Below are 15,922 nucleotides of genomic sequence, written 5' to 3'. Positions count from 1 at the left end.
AGCTGAATCATTTGATTCAGCTTTTTAGTATGTAAGCTAACGATTATTTTTCAATAATTGCTGTTACACCTTGACCGCCAGCAGCACAGATCGAAACTAAGATACGACCTGAACCTTTTTGGTTTAAGATTTTCGCAGCAGTCGCGATGATACGACCACCAGTTGCAGCGAATGGGTGACCCGCAGCTAAAGAAGAACCTTTAACGTTTAATTTGCTACGATCAATTGAACCTAAAGGTGCATCTAAGCCTAAGCGCTCTTTACAGAACTTCTCATCTTCCCAAGCTTTCAAAGTAGAAAGTACTTGTGATGCAAATGCTTCATGGATTTCGTAGTAGTCGAAGTCTTGAAGTTTAAGGCCAGCACGCTCAAGCATACGTGGAACTGCATAAGCAGGAGCCATCAATAAGCCTTCTTTCTTACCCACGAAATCAACCGCAGCAGTTTCAGTGAAAGTTAGGTAAGCAAGAACTTCATGACCATTTGCTTTAGCCCATTCTTCAGAAGCTAAAAGTACGCATGAAGCACCGTCAGTAAGTGGAGTAGAGTTACCCGCTGTCATTGTTGCAGCTTCGCCTTTACCAAATACTGGTTTTAATTTTGCTAATTTCTCAGCAGTTGAGTCAGCACGTAAGTTGTTGTCACGGCTTAAACCTAAGAACGGTGTGATTAAGTCATCGAAGAAACCTTCTTCGTATGCTTTTGCCATTTTTTGGTGAGAAGAAGCTGCTAAAGCATCTTGATCTTCACGGCTAATGCCCCACTCAAGAGCAGTAATTGCCTGATGGTCACCCATTGAAAGACCTGTACGTGGCTCACCATTTTTCGGTGCATCCATCAAATCTTTAACATTGATTTTTTTCAATGCTTTCAGGCGGTCTTTACCTGTTTTAGCGATGTTCAGCTCAAGCAAAGCTTTACGTAAACCGTCACCCAATGCAATCGGTGCATCAGATGTGGTATCAACACCACCTGCAATACCCACTTCGATTTGACCCAAAGCAATTTTGTTTGCAACAAGGAAAGCTGCCTGTAAGCCAGTACCACATGCCTGTTGAATGTCATAAGCTGGAGTTTCTGGTGCAAGCTGAGTATTTAAAACACACTCACGAGTCATGTTGAAGTCACGGCTGTGTTTTAATACCGCACCTGCAACCACTTCACCTAAACGTTGGCCTTGTAGGTTGAAACGCTCAACTAAGCCGTTTAATGCTGCGGTGAACATATCCATGTTTGAGGCAGTGAAATATGCGCCGTTTGAACGAGCGAATGGAATACGGTTACCGCCAATAATGGCAACACGGCGAACAGTGTTTTGGCTCATGCTTTTATCCTGTTGAACAGAAGGTTTGGTTGTTTTAGCTGTTGCTGCTTTTGTAGATGTAGAAGAAGCAGTGCTTTTTGTACTACGACTGGTAGAACGAGGACGAGTCGTTTTAGTTGTCGTACTTGCTGCTTTAGGAGTTGCGTCAGCACTTTTACTTGGAGTAGAAGTTGCTTTTGATGTATTTGACACAGTCTCTTGAGCAGAATTCTCGACTGCTGGATTTTCTTGAGTTGTTTTGCTCATAAGGCTTTTCCAAGCATAATTGCGATATTCTTACTATAACCATAGCATATTTCCAGTACTGCTGTATTGACTAGAATGACGCTTTAGACCACATTCAGGTCAAGACATCCAGACATGAAGTCAAGTATGATTTATTGTGAGTCAATCAAACATTGGTTTCATGTTATTTTGCTGACATGGTTTAGATGTTTGTAAAAATTCATTTGTATGAGAGATAATAATCATGACCGATCAATACCAAGCATTTACACAATCACCTTTGGGTAAATTTGTTGTAAAAAATTTAGGTTTACCATCACCAGTTAGCTTAGATCGTTTTGAAAGTGCCCAACCTGTTGTAAATGGTGCCGTATTGCTTGGCGCAGCACCTTCAAGCACAATTTCTGCTGCTATTGCTCAAGTTCTTAGCAATATCCATGCAGATAGCTACGTAGGCAATAATGTTGAATTACAACAAACTGCTGCAAAAGTAGGTTTAAACCTTCGCCCTTTAAATGCAGATGATAAAGAATCTAAGTTTAAAGCAGTCGTATTTGATGCTTCAGGTATTCAAGATTCTGAACAGTTAAAAGCGTTGTATAACTTCTTTAATCCAATCGCACGTCAAATCTCAAGTTCTGGTCGTGTAATTGTAATTGGTACAACTCCTGAAACAGCTAAAACCGTAAAACAAGCGATTGCTCAACGTGCGCTTGAAGGTTTTGTGAAGTCTGTTGGTAAAGAATTCAAAAAGGGTATCACTGCTCAAGTGGTTTATGTAGATCAAGGTGCTGAAGCAAACTTAGAGTCTACTTTACGTTTCTTAATTTCACCACGTTCTGCTTATGTATCTGGTCAAGTGATCCGTATTTCTAAAGCAGAAACAGTGAAATTAGATTGGGCTAAGCCACTTGCGGGTAAAACCGCACTCGTAACAGGTGCAAGCCGTGGTATCGGTGAAGCAATTGCACAAGTATTGGCACGTGATGGCGCACATGTGATTTGCTTAGATGTTCCTCAACAACAAGCTGATCTTGAGCGTGTTGCGGGTTCAATTGGTGGTTCAGTATTGGCAATCGATATTACTGCTGCTGACGCTGGCGAGAAAATTAAAACTGCTGCGGCTAAACAAGGCGGTTTGGATGTCATCGTTCACAATGCAGGTATTACTCGTGACAAAACTTTGGCAAACATGAAGCCAGAGCTTTGGGATCTAGTCATCAACATTAACTTGTCTGCAATTGAACGTGTTAACGATTACTTACTTTCTAATGATGGTTTAAATGCAAATGGTCGTATCGTTTGTGTATCATCAATCAGCGGTATCGCGGGTAACTTGGGTCAAACCAACTATGCAGTGTCTAAAGCAGGCGTAATTGGTTTGGTTAAATTTACTGCACCAACATTGAAGAATGGTATTACGATCAACGCGGTTGCACCAGGCTTCATTGAAACTCAAATGACTGCTGCGATTCCATTTGCGATTCGTGAAGCTGGTCGCCGTATGAACTCAATGAACCAAGGTGGTTTACCTGTAGATGTTGCTGAAGCAATTGCTTGGTATGCTTCTACTGGTTCAACAGGTGTGACAGGCAATGTTGTTCGCGTATGCGGTCAAAGCTTGTTGGGCGCTTAAGCGTTAAAAGTTTTGAAGAGGGGGTGCTTGTGCATCCCTTTTTTATAAAAATATAGAAAGGTTCATTATGAATACACGTCATTTTAGTCAATTACCAAAGCCTTACTTAGCTTATCCAAAAGTTATTCAAGGTTTAATTTTTAAAAAGCCAAAAGGCGAAAAAGTATTACCACAAGTTGAATACGTGGTTGATACGCTTAAAATTGATACGAAACATTTAGAAAGCTATAACGAAATTTGTGGTTTTAAAAATGATGGTTTTGTACCAGCAATTTATCTAGCTGTACTGTCGCAAAGTCTGCAAATGCACATGATGACAAGTGAAGCATTTCCATTTGCGATTTTAGGATTGGTACATATTCGTAACCAAATCAAGCAAACACGTAAAATCGCTGTAAATGAGCAAATTACGTTGTCATGTAAATTTGGCGAACTTCAGCCACATGATAAAGGCTTACAATTTGATTTCATTACAACTGCCAAAGTGGGTGGTGAAGTAGTGATGGAAAGTTTAACGACTTATTTATCTCGTCAAAAAACTGAGAAAAAAGCTTCTGAAAAATCGAAAGAATCTAAAGAGCCTGCATATCAGCCAAAAGCAGAATGGAATATTTCTGAGAATACGGGTCGCCGCTACGCATTGATTTCAGGTGATTTTAACTTGATTCATATTCATGCAGTCACAGCCAAAGCATTTGGTTTTAAACAAGCGATTGCACATGGCATGTGGAGTAAGGCAAAAGCTTTGGCGAGTGTTGAATTACCCGCTGCTTATGAAGCAGATGTTTGGTTTAAATTGCCGATGTATTTACCATCAACTGTTGAGTTTTTAACAGCTGCTGAATCAAAACAAACTGACTTCTTGATTCGTAACGTTAAATCTAAAAAGCCGCATGTTGCGGGAACAGTGAAAGCACTTTAATACTGAATCGTATGGTTGAGTCAGCCCTTTTGTTCGCAAGAGGGTTATTCTAAAAAATATAAATATCATAAGGATATGTGCATTGATTAAAGAGATTTTATTTGCCGATACGCATAACTATCATGGCAAGGTTGATCATCGTTTTATTGACCTAGCAACCCAATTCAGCCGTTTTCAAGATGCACGAAGCCATCAAGGTGGCGCGGCATTGGTGGTATATTTCCAAGGTCATAAAGTTGTTGATATTTTTACTGGTAAAAAATCTCAAGATCAAGATTGGCAAGCAGATACTTTGTCGATGTGCTATTCGACAGGTAAAGGAATTTTAGCAACGCTTGCACATATTTTAGTAAGTGAAGGCTTACTGGATTATGATCAGCCTATTGCACATTATTGGCCTGAGTTTTCCCAAAATGGCAAAGCCAATATAACATTGCGTCATGTGTTGTCCCATCAAAGTGGTTTGTTTGATATTCGCAATTTGATTGATACAGCAACGGAAATGTTGGATTGGTCGCATATGTTAGAGCTAATGGCGGCTGCTACGCCACGTTTTGCAGCAGGACAAAGTTTTGCTTATCAACCGCTGACTTATGGTTGGCTCGTGGGTGGGGTCATTGAAAAAGCAGTGAAACAGCCTTTAAGTTGGTTAATGCAGCGTTATCTGGTGCAACCACTTGAGTTGGATGGCGCATATTTTGGTACACCAAACTCTGAATTACAGCGAGTTGCACGCTTACTTGAAAAACCTAAAAAACCATCTGCACCAAAGCCACAAGTTAAAAAAACTGATTCACCACGCAAAGCCTCATTATCAGAAAAGTTCTTAGAACTTTCAGGACAAAGCCCTCAAGATTTCCAAGATGCGATGATTCCAAAATGCATGCGTAATTTTAGCTTCTATAGTGATGCTGGTTTACAAGCTGTGATTCCTGCGGCAAATGGTGTGTTTACTGCAGATAGTCTTGCCAAAGTTTATGCAATGCTTGCCAATCAAGGGCAGTGGAAAGGTCAACAATTGATTCGTCCAGAAGTATTTAAGCAGTTAAGCACCGTACAATCTAAAGCACGTGATCGAGTGATGCCAATTCCAATGCATTGGCGTTTAGGTTATCACCGTATTTTAACAATGGGTAAACGTGCGCCACATGGTTTTGGACATATGGGCTTTAATGGTTCAGGTGCATGGTGTGATCCTGATCGTGAACTCAGTTTCGCTTATACGCATAATTTTAGTACCACTTCTGCAACAGGCGATTATCGTTTATGGGGCTTGAGCCAAGAGACGCTCCGCTGTGCCGATGCAATCTTAAATGGGCGGAAAGGCTGGTTTTAACAAAATTCCCCCATTCAATAAAACGGTGAATGGGGGAAATTTTTTAACTAAGATTGAATTCATCTAATAAATTTTTCTGATTCAGTGCTTGGTAAATAAGTTCTGCATATTGCGTGATACGTTGACATAATTCGCCTGATTCAATCATTGACCAAACATGGGTATGTGTCTGCCAATCCCATATATCTTTTTGATCAATATATGTCGCCCACCATTCACTTTGTTTAACTTTTTCATGAGGGAATAGTTCTGATATGGTTGAATGAATTTGATGGAATAGTTCAGGGGCAGCTAGATTTTCCTCTCGTTTAGCAATTCCTATAAAAAATCCCCGATAGTTATAATGATTAAATTCTATTCTAAAACATAGCTTATGTTTTTGTGTGTAAAAAATATTTAATCCAGTCCAGTGATCACGAGAAATATGGTCAGTAATATACCAGCCTTTCTGGTGGACAGCACTCTGTAGTTGTTGTTCAAGTTTATGAATCAAAGAGTCTTGTAATTGATCTTTGACTCCTAATAACTCAAATGTAGCTTGAATATGCTGAGGATCTTGCAAGATTATGTTTAAAATATGATTTTGTTCTGAAATATCATTCATTGATAAAAATTCCTTTTCAATATAATGTTTAAACTCTTTTATAAAATAAATCACTTTGTCATTTTGACATTCAGTTAAAGCTTGTTTTAGCCAGCTAATTAAGTCAGGGAAAGTAATATGGCTGAAATTTTTCTGGTCTAACCATGATTTTAAGATTTCAGGTTTGACACTATGTTCTGCTGGTTCATTACCATACCCAGATAAATAGACAAGATGCCAATTTTGAGGAAAAAGAAAGCTCATTTCATTAGCATAATCTTGTAATTGTTGATCACCATCCGCAGCAAATGGTTTATTTTCAATACAGATACCATAGCTTTGCTGAGCGATTTTAATATGGATATAAATATCCATTCTTCGACCATTTCTGATAGTCTTCTCTGTTTGTACAGTGATGTCTGCATGATCTAAATTAATATTTCTCCAATCATCAGGTAAATCCAATTGATGAAGAAATAGGGATAGAAATAGATGCCCCTGTGCATGATCACCACTTGGGTTTAATAAATCAGCAATGATTCTACTTAGCATCATTTCATCTGTATAAATATAATTAAATATTGAAAAATTTGGGGCAAGCTGTTTTTTATATTTTTGTCGTGCTAGTTCAAGCGCTTTTAATTCATAGGAAACTTGATTAAGTAGTTTAGATATATTGAGATTCATTTAATTTCCTTTACTTATTAATCATCATTTAAGTTCTGGGCATGATTTTCTAAAGCCTCACTCAATGGGCAGTAATACCAAGTAACGCCTTCTATTTTCATACTGCCATCAGAATTTTCTAGGTGGTTATATAACAGTTGATATTTTGGGTTAGCTTCATCAAAGGGTACATCAAGGTAAATCTCACCCAGATAAGGCATTGACATAATTCCACTTCGAGATGACCAGCCAAAACATTCGGAAAAATCAATTTCATGTTTTTCTAACCATTCAATCAATTGTTGACGAGCAATACAGGTTTCATAGTGAAATTTAAGTGAAAGATCTTCATTGTGGAAAATGTCGTTATAGTTCTTATGAAAAAGCAAATATAAAACATCACGTTGTTTCTCAAGCGCAATTTGATCTATATTTTTAAGTATTCTTGGCATCAGAAACTCCTTGCTTGTAAACTAAATGACCATAATGAGGTGTAAAATCTACTGCACAAATTTTATTTTCAATCAAACACTCGAGTAACTTATTCGCCTGTTGATAACCGATTAAAAATTTTCTTTGTAAGCTTGAAACAGAAATGTGTTCGACTTCTTGAACAAATAAAATTGCCTGTTGTAATAAATCCTCATTATTTTGCATATTGATTTTCCTGTGTTAAACGAATCAAAATCATACTGACATTATCAAAAGCATGGTTTTGATGGAGGGCAGTTTTCATATTTAATAACCATGTTTTTAATGGAGTTTCAGGCATTAAAGGCTTCCAGTGATTGCATTCCAACACATCATGCACACCATCGCTACAAATCAAGAGAGCATCTCCTACAACCAAATATTCTTCTTTGGGAGAAAATTCGGGAACTTCATGTAAAGAATCTGCACAAAAACAATGATTCAGCATGTAATAGAAACTGGCATATTGTTCATTTGCTTTAATTTCTGCTTCACCATTTTGCTGCATTTCTGTAATGAAATTATGGTCTTGGGTCAGGGCATACCAGTATTGATTATGGCTGCTAAATAAGTAGACTCGACTATCACCTAAATGCTGAATATTGACAAATCCAAATGGGCTAGAGGGTGTAACGACTGCCAAAGTGGCACTAGAAGCATAAGTCTTTGAGTTGCCTGCTAAATACTGGCTTAAATCATCTTGAACTTGTTTTAAATGAATCCGTTGCTGAGTTTGGGTTTGTTGTAAAACACTGTTTAAAACGCATTTTGATGCCTGTTCCGCTTTCGGACTACTGCTGACACCATCTGAAACAGCAGCACACCAATCATCATCTTTTTGATAAAGATAGCATTTGCTGATCAAGCCATCATGCTGAATTACTTTATTTCCAATCAAGATTGCATCTTGTTGAATGGGTGGTTTTGCTCGCCATGTTAAAGCCTGCATTTCATAATAGAGATCAGTCACGGTGAGTCCTGATGAGGAGAAAGTGAGTAAGTTATAGCAATCGAAATATGAAGTGGTCAATCATATTTTTAGTTTTAAGTGGTTAATTTATAAAATAAATATTTTGTTACGATAGTATAATCAAATAAGAGAAAATTGCACCGTGAACGGACTCTTAAAAGCGTAAAGTTGGTTTTTTCTTTAGAAGTATAAAAATATTAAATTTGGCAACCAAAGAGCTAATAATAGAGATCAAGGAACATTTATCCCAAACTGGCGTAAAATTTTACAAAGCCGAATCATCGGTAAGCCCATCAACGTAGTTTGATCATCACCCACCATTTTCTCAAATAAGCTAATCCCTAAGCTTTCACACTTAAAACTGCCTGCGCAATGTAACGGTTGATCAATCTCGATATAACGCTCAATTTCAGCAAGCGTCAATTGGCGAAATTTCACTTGGTAATGCTCAACCAGTGTTGTTTCAAAGCCAGATTGCAAGTGCTGAACACTGAGAGCGGTGCTAAAAAACACGATTTTCCCTGAGTTTTCTTGTAATTGTTGAATAGCATTTTCAACATTTAAAGGCTTACCAATGAAGTCATATGGTGCGTGTTCACGCCAAGCGACTTGATCAGAACCAATGACAATCGCATTGGGATTCTGTTCAGCAATGACACGTGCCTTCTCATAAGCCAGACGTTTAGCCAAATCATCGGCATGTAATTCACCCATTGCAGATTCATCAATATCAGATGAAATACAACGATAGTCCAATCGTAAACGATCCATCAAGTCTTTACGAGTTTGGCTGCTCGATGCCAAAATCAATTCAAACTGATTCATTAGATCGCATATTCCACGAGAATATTCAGTGGTACATAATGCAAAACCGCGTTATGGCATGCATTCAACTTAATCGGTGGAGCATGACCTGCTTCGTATGCTTCAACCCAACGTGTGACACAAATACACCAAAAATCACCTGGTTTTAATCCAGGGAAACCCACTTCTGGTAAAGGTGTAATTAAATCATTCCCAACTTTTTGTGAAAAATTTAAAAAATCTGACGTCATTTGCGCGCACATGGTGTGCTGACCTAAGTCCGTGACCGCTGTATGGCAAAAACCATTACGGAAATAGCCCGTGATTGGGTCAAAGCAACAACTAGATAAAGGTTCGCCAAGAACATTTAAACGATTAATTTTTGGATCAGGATGAATAGACATAAGAATACAAAGATTTAATGACGATGATTATGATAATCAAAAGTGAAATTTTAGACAGCTTTTCTGCAAAAAAACTCACCTTTATTTTAGAGAATCATTTAAAATTGTGCCGTTTTTAAAATCAACTAGAGAGCCATCCATGAATTTTCAGCGCATGACTGACCTTGATTTAGCAGGTAAACGTGTTCTTATTCGTGAAGACTTAAACGTTCCTGTAAAAAATGGGGAAATTACCAGCGATGCACGTTTACGTGCTGCATTACCAACAATCAAAGCTGCGTTAGATAAAGGCGCTGCGGTAATGGTATTTTCTCATCTTGGTCGTCCTGTAGAGGGTGAGCCAAAGCCAGAGCAATCACTTGCACCAGTTGCAGCTTATTTAAGCACTGCCTTGGGTCAGGATGTTAAATTATTTACTGATTATTTAGATGGCGTTGAGGTTGAAGCGGGTCAAGTGGTATTACTTGAAAATGTACGTTTCAATCATGGCGAAAAGAAAAATAAAGAAGAGCTTGCACAAAAATATGCAGCACTTTGTGATGTATTCGTTATGGATGCATTTGGTACTGCTCACCGTGCAGAAGCGTCAACAGAAGGCGTAGCACGTTTTGCTAAAGTTGCTGCTGCTGGTCCGTTATTAGCTGCTGAATTAGATGCGCTAGGTCGAGCAATGCAAACACCTGAAAAACCAATGGTAGCAATTGTTGCGGGTTCTAAAGTATCAACAAAACTTGATGTATTAAATTCACTTTCTAGCATTTGTGATCAGTTGATTGTGGGTGGTGGTATTGCTAATACATTCCTTGCTGCTGCTGGTTTCAATGTTGGTAAATCTCTCTATGAAGCTGATTTAATTGACACTGCAAAACAAATTGCTGCAAAAGTAAGTGTTCCATTACCAACTGATGTCGTTGTTGCTGATGCAACTCAAATCGACTTCAGTGACTTCTTAGGTTCTTTGGCAAATGTTCAAGCAGTTGTTAAGAAAGTAGAAAATGTTGCAGATACTGACATGATTTTAGATGTTGGTCCTGAAACTGCACAAGCTTTTGCAGAAATCTTAAAAACATCAAAAACGATTCTTTGGAATGGTCCAGTAGGCGTATTTGAAGTTGATCAATTTGGTGAAGGGACTAAGACACTTTCATTGGCAATTGCTGAATCTGCTGGTTTTTCAATTGCAGGCGGTGGTGATACATTAGCAGCTATTGATAAATATGAAGTAGCTGATCAAATCGGTTATATCTCAACGGGTGGTGGTGCATTCTTAGAATTTGTAGAAGGCAAAACATTACCTGCGGTGGCTGTGTTACTTGAGCGTGCTTAAGTAAGGTTTAGCTTCCGTTATATAACAAGTGATTAAAAAAAGAGTCGATATCAATCGGCTCTTTTTATTGTGTCATTAAAATGTCATATATTTGCAATATAATCGTCATCAACTTAACCAAGTAACTGTGGAAAGCCGTGATGAAAATGAAATTAACCCTTGCCGCTTTAATTATTGCTCCAATCATGTTAACTGCATGTGGAAAGAAAGAAGAAGCAAAAAATGTTGAACAGCAAGAACCAGTAGCTTCAGAAGTATCAGCACCGACTACTCCAGAGCAACAAGCTGCGATCAACGCAATTGATAAACCAGAATTACAAGATAAGAAAAATGCTGAAGCAGTAAGCCCAGCTTCAGAAGAGGCTGCGAGCGAAGCTCACTAAGCTGAATGTAATAAAAAAGCCGATATTAATATCGGCTTTTTTATATTTATGAATTTGCTTTGCAATAGAAAGTAAGCGTTGTTTGATAGTCATCATCTTTGGCTAATGAAGCATTTTTACCTGTAATCGTTCCAAGTACACCCGCAGCAGCTTCCACCAATTTGCCTGTTTGTTCATCGACTACACCTTTTAAAACGCCTTGATATGCAGTTTTCTCATCAACCACGACTGGTGATGTATTTCGGGTGCAAGTTTTTTGAGCGGCACTAATGGCATTATTTTTAGCGATCAAATTGGTTTTACCAATTCCCGTCACTTCATATTGATTATTTTCTTTTTGGATCGCTAAGGTGTTGGTCGGTGTTGATGCACAGGCGGTGAGCCCGAGTATCAAGCCACCTAATAAACTCATGATTAACGTTTTTTTCATTGCTTGTTCTCAAGTAGTTACCTCATTGGATTATTTGAACATATTATTTTTAATTGCTTTTGCAGGTTATGTACAGTTTGTAGTAGCACTCTGTTAAATTTCTCAAATTGATGATTAAGCAAGGATTAAACGTGGTAGAAATCAGTTGGATTATGCTAATCTAAACAAATCCTTGTGTTAGTTAGATTCATGTCAATGACGGACTCAAATATAGAGACAATTCATCAAAATATTCATCAACGTCAATCTATTGGGCAATTAATTGAGCCAGCACCGAATACAAAACAACTCGAAAAAGCGGTACAAGCAGCATTAACTGCACCCGATCATCATCGTTTAAAACCAACACGTTTTGTGGTTGTAACACCTGAGCAACGAGCGGCTTTTGGTGAGTTTTTAGCAAATGCTTTAGCTGATATGGGCGAAAATGACCCTGCACAATTAGAAAGAGTGAAGCATCATCCATTTCGCGCGCCACTTTTGGTTTTAGCACTTACGACAATTCAGGATCATCCGAAAGTCCCGCATTTTGAACAAATTTTAAGTACGGGTGCAGCCATTCAGAACTTTTTATTGTCTTTGCAAGCACAAGGTTTTGCGAGTATGTGGCGTTCTGGTGCAATTGTAGAATCCAATTGGCTTAAACAACAGTTGGGCTTAAAAGAGCAAGATTTGATTTCTGGTATTATTTATATTGGAACAGCTGCTAAAACGATTGCACCTCGTGCAGAAATAGAGAGTCAAGATTTTTTAAAAATATGGCAACAAGTTTAATCTTATTGATGAATGATTAAAGAAAGAAATTGGTTTCAGGAAAAAAAATGACAGAGTTAAAATTTAGTGATTTAGTTGAGCCTGTGGCAGTAGATCAAAAAACAGCATTAAGAATTACTGTATTAGGTGGTGGAAGTTTTGGTACAGCAATGGCAAATTTAGCTGTACGCAATGGTTGCGATACCATGATTTGGATTCGAGATGCGGCTGTAGCAGAAGAAATTAATCAAACACATATTAATAAACGTTATTTACCTGATTATCCATTAGAGCCAGCTTTGCGTGCTGTTGCTGATTTAGAATTAGCAGTAAGAGATCGAGATATTATTTTGGTCGCAATTCCTAGTCACTCATTTCGTGATGTTTTAAAACAGATTGCGCCGTTTATTACAGCCCAAGCAGTAGTTTCATTAACCAAAGGCATTGAAGCAAAAACCTTTAGTTTTATGAGTGAAATTATTCGCGCAGAATTACCAGAAGTCCCTTATGGTGTTTTATCAGGTCCAAATCTAGCAAAAGAAATTATGGCAGGTATGCCATCAGGAACCGTGATTGCAAGTGAATCGGAATTGGTTCGCTATGCGGTACAACATGCATTACATAGCGCATTATTCCGTGTGTTTGGTAGTGATGATGTACACGGTGTGGAACTTGGTGGTGCATTAAAAAATATCTATGCAGTTGCCATGGGAATGGGCGCAGCTTATAACATTGGTGAAAATACCAAGAGTATGATTTTGACCCGTGCTTTGGCTGAGATGAGCCGTTTTGCAGTCAAGCAGGGTGCGAATCCTTTGACTTTCTTAGGGCTTTCTGGTGTAGGTGATTTATTCGCAACTTGTAATAGTCCATTAAGTCGCAACTATCAAATTGGTTTTGCACTCGGTTCAGGCAAAATACTTGATCAAGCAACCAAAGAGTTAGGTCAAACAGCCGAAGGGATTAATACCATTGTCCAAGTACGTGCTAAAGCACAAGAACTGGATGTTTATATGCCGATTACCAATGCTTTATATGAAGTTATTTTTGAAAACGCGCCACCAATGACGATCGCTTTATCATTGATGAAAAATGGTCATCGTAGTGATGTAGAATTTGTTTTACCACATCATGAAGTTTAATCAGAAAACTGTCATCAATCATTGTTAATATATAGGTATAAATAATAAGGTCGTTATATGCAGTTAACTTTAGTACGTCACGGTGAAGCATCTCCAGCAATCAACGGTAATGATACGCAACGCCCATTAACAGTGCGTGGGCATCAACAAGCTGAGCAAACAGGACATTTTTTAAAAGATGTCATTCAGCCTGAAATTTTTATTGTTAGTCCGCTATTACGTGCCCAAGAAACTTTGGCACACATCAAAGCTCATTTTTACGGCATTCCTGTTTTAATTTGCGATAAAATTAAACCTGATGATGATGCTAAAGATGCAATTGAATGGTTATCTAAATTACCCTATGAATCTATTGCTGTGGTCTGTCATATGAATGTTGTGGCACATATTGCAGAGCAATTGACCCATGAGAATTTTAATCCGTTTGCATTAGCAGAAGCACGTATTTATGATCAAGCTGTGATTGCTAATGGTTTATCAACACAAAAGAATCGTTTTATACCAACACTATAATTTATATATCCGCGATAGGATAAGGGTACTGAACACCGATGCTGTATATATGGATGCCCGAAACCAATGGAACATGGTATTGGTCGGCAGGGGAAAATTGGTTACAGGCAAATAGTCTTGAGCAGTTGATTCAGGACTTACAAGTGCATAATGGAAAAGAGGCAGTGGTCTATTTTCCAAGCCGTAATGCGCAAATCTTGCAACAGCCTATGACAAAAATGCACTACAAGCAGTTAGGGCAAGAAGGGCTTAAATACTTATTAGAAGAATATGTGACTTTGCCAATCGATCAAATGAAGGTGGTTCATCATTTTCAAAATGATCAGCTTAGTGTGATGGGCGTGGCTCATTCCACAGTTGAGACATGGCAACATGCGCTTAGTCTTTTGCCAATTCAAATTGCAGTGTTCTTACCTGATTTTTTAATTTTGCCAACGCCAGAAGAAAACCAAGTGGTGATTGCAAACCTCTATGATCACTTATTGGTAAGAGAATCGGAATGGTCTGGTAATTCAGTGGATGACTTGGGATTATTCCTTGAGTTTCAAACACCTGAAACGAATTATAAGCTGGCAAATCTTAGTTCAACTGAATTAGCAACAGTTATGGCTGCTTCAACCCAAGATCAATACACTGAATTTAGTTACCAATTTCAGCCCTTGGCAAAGGCAAAACAGCATCCATTTAATGTTTTGCCAAAATCCAAGAATGCAGAAGTTCAGTGGTCAGGTTATTGGAAAGCTTCAGCATTGGTTTTGGTTGCCGTCATTTTTGTTCAATTGGGTTATGACGCTTTACGTTGGTCTAAATTAAAAAAAGTGGCTGATCAGACATCGGCGCAGGCGATAGATCAATATAAATTCTGGTTTGGTGAAAATAGTCGCGTTACTGAGCAAAACATTAAAAGTCAGTTCGAAAGTCAATTACGAATGAGTCAGCTGGGTGATACACAAGCACTTTCGTTGTTGAGTCGAGTAGGACCGATTTTAATGCAGAAACAGATCATTGCTCAGCAAGTTAATTATGATGCTTCGACTTTAGCAATGTCATTAAAAGCTAAATCTGCAGATGACTTACAAGGATTAACTCAACAATTAAACCAACAAGGTTTCCAAGCTGAATTGGGTAATGTTCAAGCAGATTCGATTGGTGCGATTGGGGTGGTAAAAGTAAAATAATGAAAGCATTAACAAGTCTACAAAATAGTTTCGATCAAAAAATTGAAACCTTAAATCAATATTTACAGAGCTTATCTGTACGTGAACGCGTGATGGTAATTTTCACAACAGTTTTTTTAGTTGTTGTGATTATTGGTTTTGCATTATGGAAAATGCATGCTTTGGCCGAGCAACAGCAAAAACGTTTAAATGAATTAAAAGATTTAATGGTTTGGATGCAAAGTAATGCAGCAACAATGAAACCTGCAAATGATCTGGAGCTATCAGCAGCAGATAAAATTCAACGTACGGCACAACAACAAGGCTTATCAGTTTCTTCACAGCAGAATGGTGAGCAAATTCAAATTGTCGCTGAACATCAAAATTATGCTGTTCTTGCAAACTTCTTAATGCAACTTTCTCAAATGGGCTTAAGTATCCAGAAAATGGACTTGGTCTCAAATAACAATCAAATCAAGTTAACTGCGACCGTGCAATAACTATAAAGGAGCTTGAAGCTCCTTTATAGTTATAGACTCATCATGATGAGTATGATTAACTCTGAATGACTCTAACTCTAAAATAATTTTTTTAAGATCAGAAAAATACAAACGAACAATGACTTTTTTGGCGTAGCTATGTTTGATGACGTTGGTAAGTGCTTCTTCTGTAATCCGCAATAATGTCAAACATTCCAATGCACTAGGTTGTGAATGCCAAAGTTCTGCAAAATCCCAAACAGAGACTAAGATTAAAAATCTGAATAAAACCAGAAAATTGTTTAATCAAGAAGCACTAAAGCAAAGACTCTACAAAATAAGCCTATGTCAAGCATGGTGTTTTGTTGAGCCTATGCCTATAATACGGCTACTTGAA

Annotated in this window: 18 protein-coding genes; 10 read left to right on the top strand and 8 right to left on the bottom strand. The window is 38.1% G+C overall.

The window, feature by feature from the left end; genetic code table 11:
* Positions 1 to 43: 43 nt before the first annotated feature.
* Complete coding sequence (locus tag NO346_RS08465) at positions 44 to 1,570, bottom strand: acetyl-CoA C-acetyltransferase (RefSeq protein ID WP_256414891.1); 1,527 nt, start codon at positions 1,568 to 1,570, stop codon at positions 44 to 46.
* A 223-nt stretch (positions 1,571 to 1,793) separates the two neighbouring features.
* On the opposite strand from NO346_RS08465, the gene NO346_RS08460 reads away from it, so the two are divergent.
* The 3 genes from NO346_RS08460 to NO346_RS08450 all read left to right on the top strand — a co-directional run bounded on the left by NO346_RS08460 (position 1,794) and on the right by NO346_RS08450 (position 5,443).
* Positions 1,794 to 3,185 carry a 3-oxoacyl-ACP reductase gene (locus NO346_RS08460; RefSeq protein ID WP_087536867.1) on the top strand — a complete coding sequence of 464 codons (1,392 nt, stop codon included), beginning with the start codon at positions 1,794 to 1,796 and terminating at the stop codon, positions 3,183 to 3,185.
* Between the two features lie 67 nt (positions 3,186 to 3,252).
* A complete protein-coding gene (locus tag NO346_RS08455) occupies positions 3,253 to 4,107 on the top strand; it encodes a MaoC/PaaZ C-terminal domain-containing protein (RefSeq protein WP_256414890.1) in 855 nt (284 codons plus the stop codon).
* A gap of 82 nt (positions 4,108 to 4,189) precedes the next feature.
* Entirely contained in the window at positions 4,190 to 5,443 is a 1,254-nt protein-coding gene (locus NO346_RS08450; RefSeq protein WP_256414889.1) for a serine hydrolase, read from the top strand.
* Positions 5,444 to 5,486: 43 nt separating this feature from the next.
* Here the strand turns inward: NO346_RS08450 and NO346_RS08445 are convergent, their stop codons facing one another.
* From NO346_RS08445 to NO346_RS08420, 6 genes are all read right to left on the bottom strand, one after another.
* A complete protein-coding gene (locus NO346_RS08445; protein ID WP_004769246.1) occupies positions 5,487 to 6,713 on the bottom strand; it encodes a PD-(D/E)XK nuclease family protein in 1,227 nt (408 codons plus the stop codon).
* 17 nt (positions 6,714 to 6,730) lie between these two features.
* Complete coding sequence (locus NO346_RS08440) at positions 6,731 to 7,144, bottom strand: hypothetical protein (protein ID WP_256414888.1); 414 nt, start codon at positions 7,142 to 7,144, stop codon at positions 6,731 to 6,733.
* Positions 7,128 to 7,349 carry a DNA translocase FtsK gene (locus NO346_RS08435; protein ID WP_004798885.1) on the bottom strand — a complete coding sequence of 74 codons (222 nt, stop codon included), beginning with the start codon at positions 7,347 to 7,349 and terminating at the stop codon, positions 7,128 to 7,130. The genes NO346_RS08440 and NO346_RS08435 overlap by 17 nt, the downstream gene beginning before the upstream one ends.
* Positions 7,339 to 8,133, bottom strand: coding sequence for a PP2C family serine/threonine-protein phosphatase (locus tag NO346_RS08430; protein WP_087536870.1), 795 nt, complete (start codon positions 8,131 to 8,133; stop codon positions 7,339 to 7,341). The genes NO346_RS08435 and NO346_RS08430 overlap by 11 nt, the downstream gene beginning before the upstream one ends.
* 231 nt (positions 8,134 to 8,364) lie before the next feature.
* Positions 8,365 to 8,958 carry a nucleoside triphosphate pyrophosphatase gene (locus NO346_RS08425; protein WP_256414887.1) on the bottom strand — a complete coding sequence of 198 codons (594 nt, stop codon included), beginning with the start codon at positions 8,956 to 8,958 and terminating at the stop codon, positions 8,365 to 8,367.
* Complete coding sequence (locus NO346_RS08420; RefSeq protein ID WP_256414886.1) at positions 8,958 to 9,341, bottom strand: DUF2237 family protein; 384 nt, start codon at positions 9,339 to 9,341, stop codon at positions 8,958 to 8,960. Before NO346_RS08420 ends, NO346_RS08425 begins: the two co-directional genes overlap by 1 nt.
* 139 nt (positions 9,342 to 9,480) lie before the next feature.
* Here NO346_RS08420 and NO346_RS08415 point away from each other — a divergent pair, with 139 nt between their 5' ends.
* Together NO346_RS08415 and NO346_RS08410 are read left to right on the top strand one after the other, a co-directional pair.
* Complete coding sequence (locus NO346_RS08415) at positions 9,481 to 10,668, top strand: phosphoglycerate kinase (RefSeq protein ID WP_256414885.1); 1,188 nt, start codon at positions 9,481 to 9,483, stop codon at positions 10,666 to 10,668.
* A 140-nt stretch (positions 10,669 to 10,808) separates the two neighbouring features.
* Positions 10,809 to 11,051, top strand: a complete 243-nt coding sequence (locus NO346_RS08410; RefSeq protein WP_005160734.1) for a hypothetical protein — start codon at positions 10,809 to 10,811, stop codon at positions 11,049 to 11,051.
* Between the two features lie 46 nt (positions 11,052 to 11,097).
* Here the strand turns inward: NO346_RS08410 and NO346_RS08405 are convergent, their stop codons facing one another.
* Positions 11,098 to 11,481, bottom strand: a complete 384-nt coding sequence (locus NO346_RS08405) for a hypothetical protein (protein ID WP_249570043.1) — start codon at positions 11,479 to 11,481, stop codon at positions 11,098 to 11,100.
* Positions 11,482 to 11,676: 195 nt separating this feature from the next.
* Here NO346_RS08405 and NO346_RS08400 point away from each other — a divergent pair, with 195 nt between their 5' ends.
* Genes NO346_RS08400 through gspM form a run of 5 tightly spaced genes read left to right on the top strand, consistent with a single transcriptional unit; the run spans position 11,677 to position 15,546 of the window.
* Positions 11,677 to 12,255: a nitroreductase gene (locus tag NO346_RS08400; RefSeq protein WP_256414884.1), complete on the top strand. Its 579-nt coding sequence runs from the start codon at positions 11,677 to 11,679 to the stop codon at positions 12,253 to 12,255.
* 47 nt (positions 12,256 to 12,302) lie between these two features.
* On the top strand, positions 12,303 to 13,376 hold the full coding sequence (locus NO346_RS08395; protein ID WP_256414883.1) for an NAD(P)H-dependent glycerol-3-phosphate dehydrogenase: 1,074 nt from the start codon (positions 12,303 to 12,305) through the stop codon (positions 13,374 to 13,376).
* Positions 13,377 to 13,433: 57 nt separating this feature from the next.
* The gene (locus NO346_RS08390) at positions 13,434 to 13,889 is read left to right on the top strand and encodes a histidine phosphatase family protein (RefSeq protein ID WP_087536875.1); all 456 of its coding nucleotides are present in this window, start codon (positions 13,434 to 13,436) and stop codon (positions 13,887 to 13,889) included.
* Positions 13,890 to 13,927: 38 nt separating this feature from the next.
* The gene (gspL, locus tag NO346_RS08385; protein WP_256414882.1) at positions 13,928 to 15,067 is read left to right on the top strand and encodes a type II secretion system protein GspL; all 1,140 of its coding nucleotides are present in this window, start codon (positions 13,928 to 13,930) and stop codon (positions 15,065 to 15,067) included.
* The gene (gene gspM / locus NO346_RS08380; protein WP_256414881.1) at positions 15,067 to 15,546 is read left to right on the top strand and encodes a type II secretion system protein GspM; all 480 of its coding nucleotides are present in this window, start codon (positions 15,067 to 15,069) and stop codon (positions 15,544 to 15,546) included. Before gspL ends, gspM begins: the two co-directional genes overlap by 1 nt.
* Positions 15,547 to 15,922 lie beyond the last annotated feature (376 nt).

It is taken from the genome of Acinetobacter sp. 5862, assembly GCF_024494585.1.
Classification (GTDB): Bacteria; Pseudomonadota; Gammaproteobacteria; order Pseudomonadales; family Moraxellaceae; genus Acinetobacter.
Note: the sequence above shows the minus strand (reverse complement) of the source record. Positions and strands in the feature narration are given on the sequence as shown.

Bases quoted from the DNA above. Each gene is read 5' to 3' on its own strand.
- NO346_RS08420 (WP_256414886.1), bottom strand. From the start codon at position 9,341: ATGTCTATTCATCCTGATCCAAAAATTAATCGTTTAAATGTTCTTGGC.
- NO346_RS08400 (WP_256414884.1), top strand. From the start codon at position 11,677: ATGACGGACTCAAATATAGAGACAATTCATCAAAATATTCATCAACGT.
- NO346_RS08460 (WP_087536867.1), top strand. From the start codon at position 1,794: ATGACCGATCAATACCAAGCATTTACACAATCACCTTTGGGTAAATTT.
- NO346_RS08410 (WP_005160734.1), top strand. From the start codon at position 10,809: ATGAAAATGAAATTAACCCTTGCCGCTTTAATTATTGCTCCAATCATG.
- NO346_RS08425 (WP_256414887.1), bottom strand. From the start codon at position 8,958: ATGAATCAGTTTGAATTGATTTTGGCATCGAGCAGCCAAACTCGTAAA.
- NO346_RS08440 (WP_256414888.1), bottom strand. From the start codon at position 7,144: ATGCCAAGAATACTTAAAAATATAGATCAAATTGCGCTTGAGAAACAA.
- gspL (WP_256414882.1), top strand. From the start codon at position 13,928: ATGCTGTATATATGGATGCCCGAAACCAATGGAACATGGTATTGGTCG.
- NO346_RS08395 (WP_256414883.1), top strand. From the start codon at position 12,303: ATGACAGAGTTAAAATTTAGTGATTTAGTTGAGCCTGTGGCAGTAGAT.
- NO346_RS08405 (WP_249570043.1), bottom strand. From the start codon at position 11,481: ATGAAAAAAACGTTAATCATGAGTTTATTAGGTGGCTTGATACTCGGG.
- gspM (WP_256414881.1), top strand. From the start codon at position 15,067: ATGAAAGCATTAACAAGTCTACAAAATAGTTTCGATCAAAAAATTGAA.
- NO346_RS08445 (WP_004769246.1), bottom strand. From the start codon at position 6,713: ATGAATCTCAATATATCTAAACTACTTAATCAAGTTTCCTATGAATTA.
- NO346_RS08390 (WP_087536875.1), top strand. From the start codon at position 13,434: ATGCAGTTAACTTTAGTACGTCACGGTGAAGCATCTCCAGCAATCAAC.
- NO346_RS08455 (WP_256414890.1), top strand. From the start codon at position 3,253: ATGAATACACGTCATTTTAGTCAATTACCAAAGCCTTACTTAGCTTAT.
- NO346_RS08465 (WP_256414891.1), bottom strand. From the start codon at position 1,570: ATGAGCAAAACAACTCAAGAAAATCCAGCAGTCGAGAATTCTGCTCAA.
- NO346_RS08435 (WP_004798885.1), bottom strand. From the start codon at position 7,349: ATGCAAAATAATGAGGATTTATTACAACAGGCAATTTTATTTGTTCAA.
- NO346_RS08415 (WP_256414885.1), top strand. From the start codon at position 9,481: ATGAATTTTCAGCGCATGACTGACCTTGATTTAGCAGGTAAACGTGTT.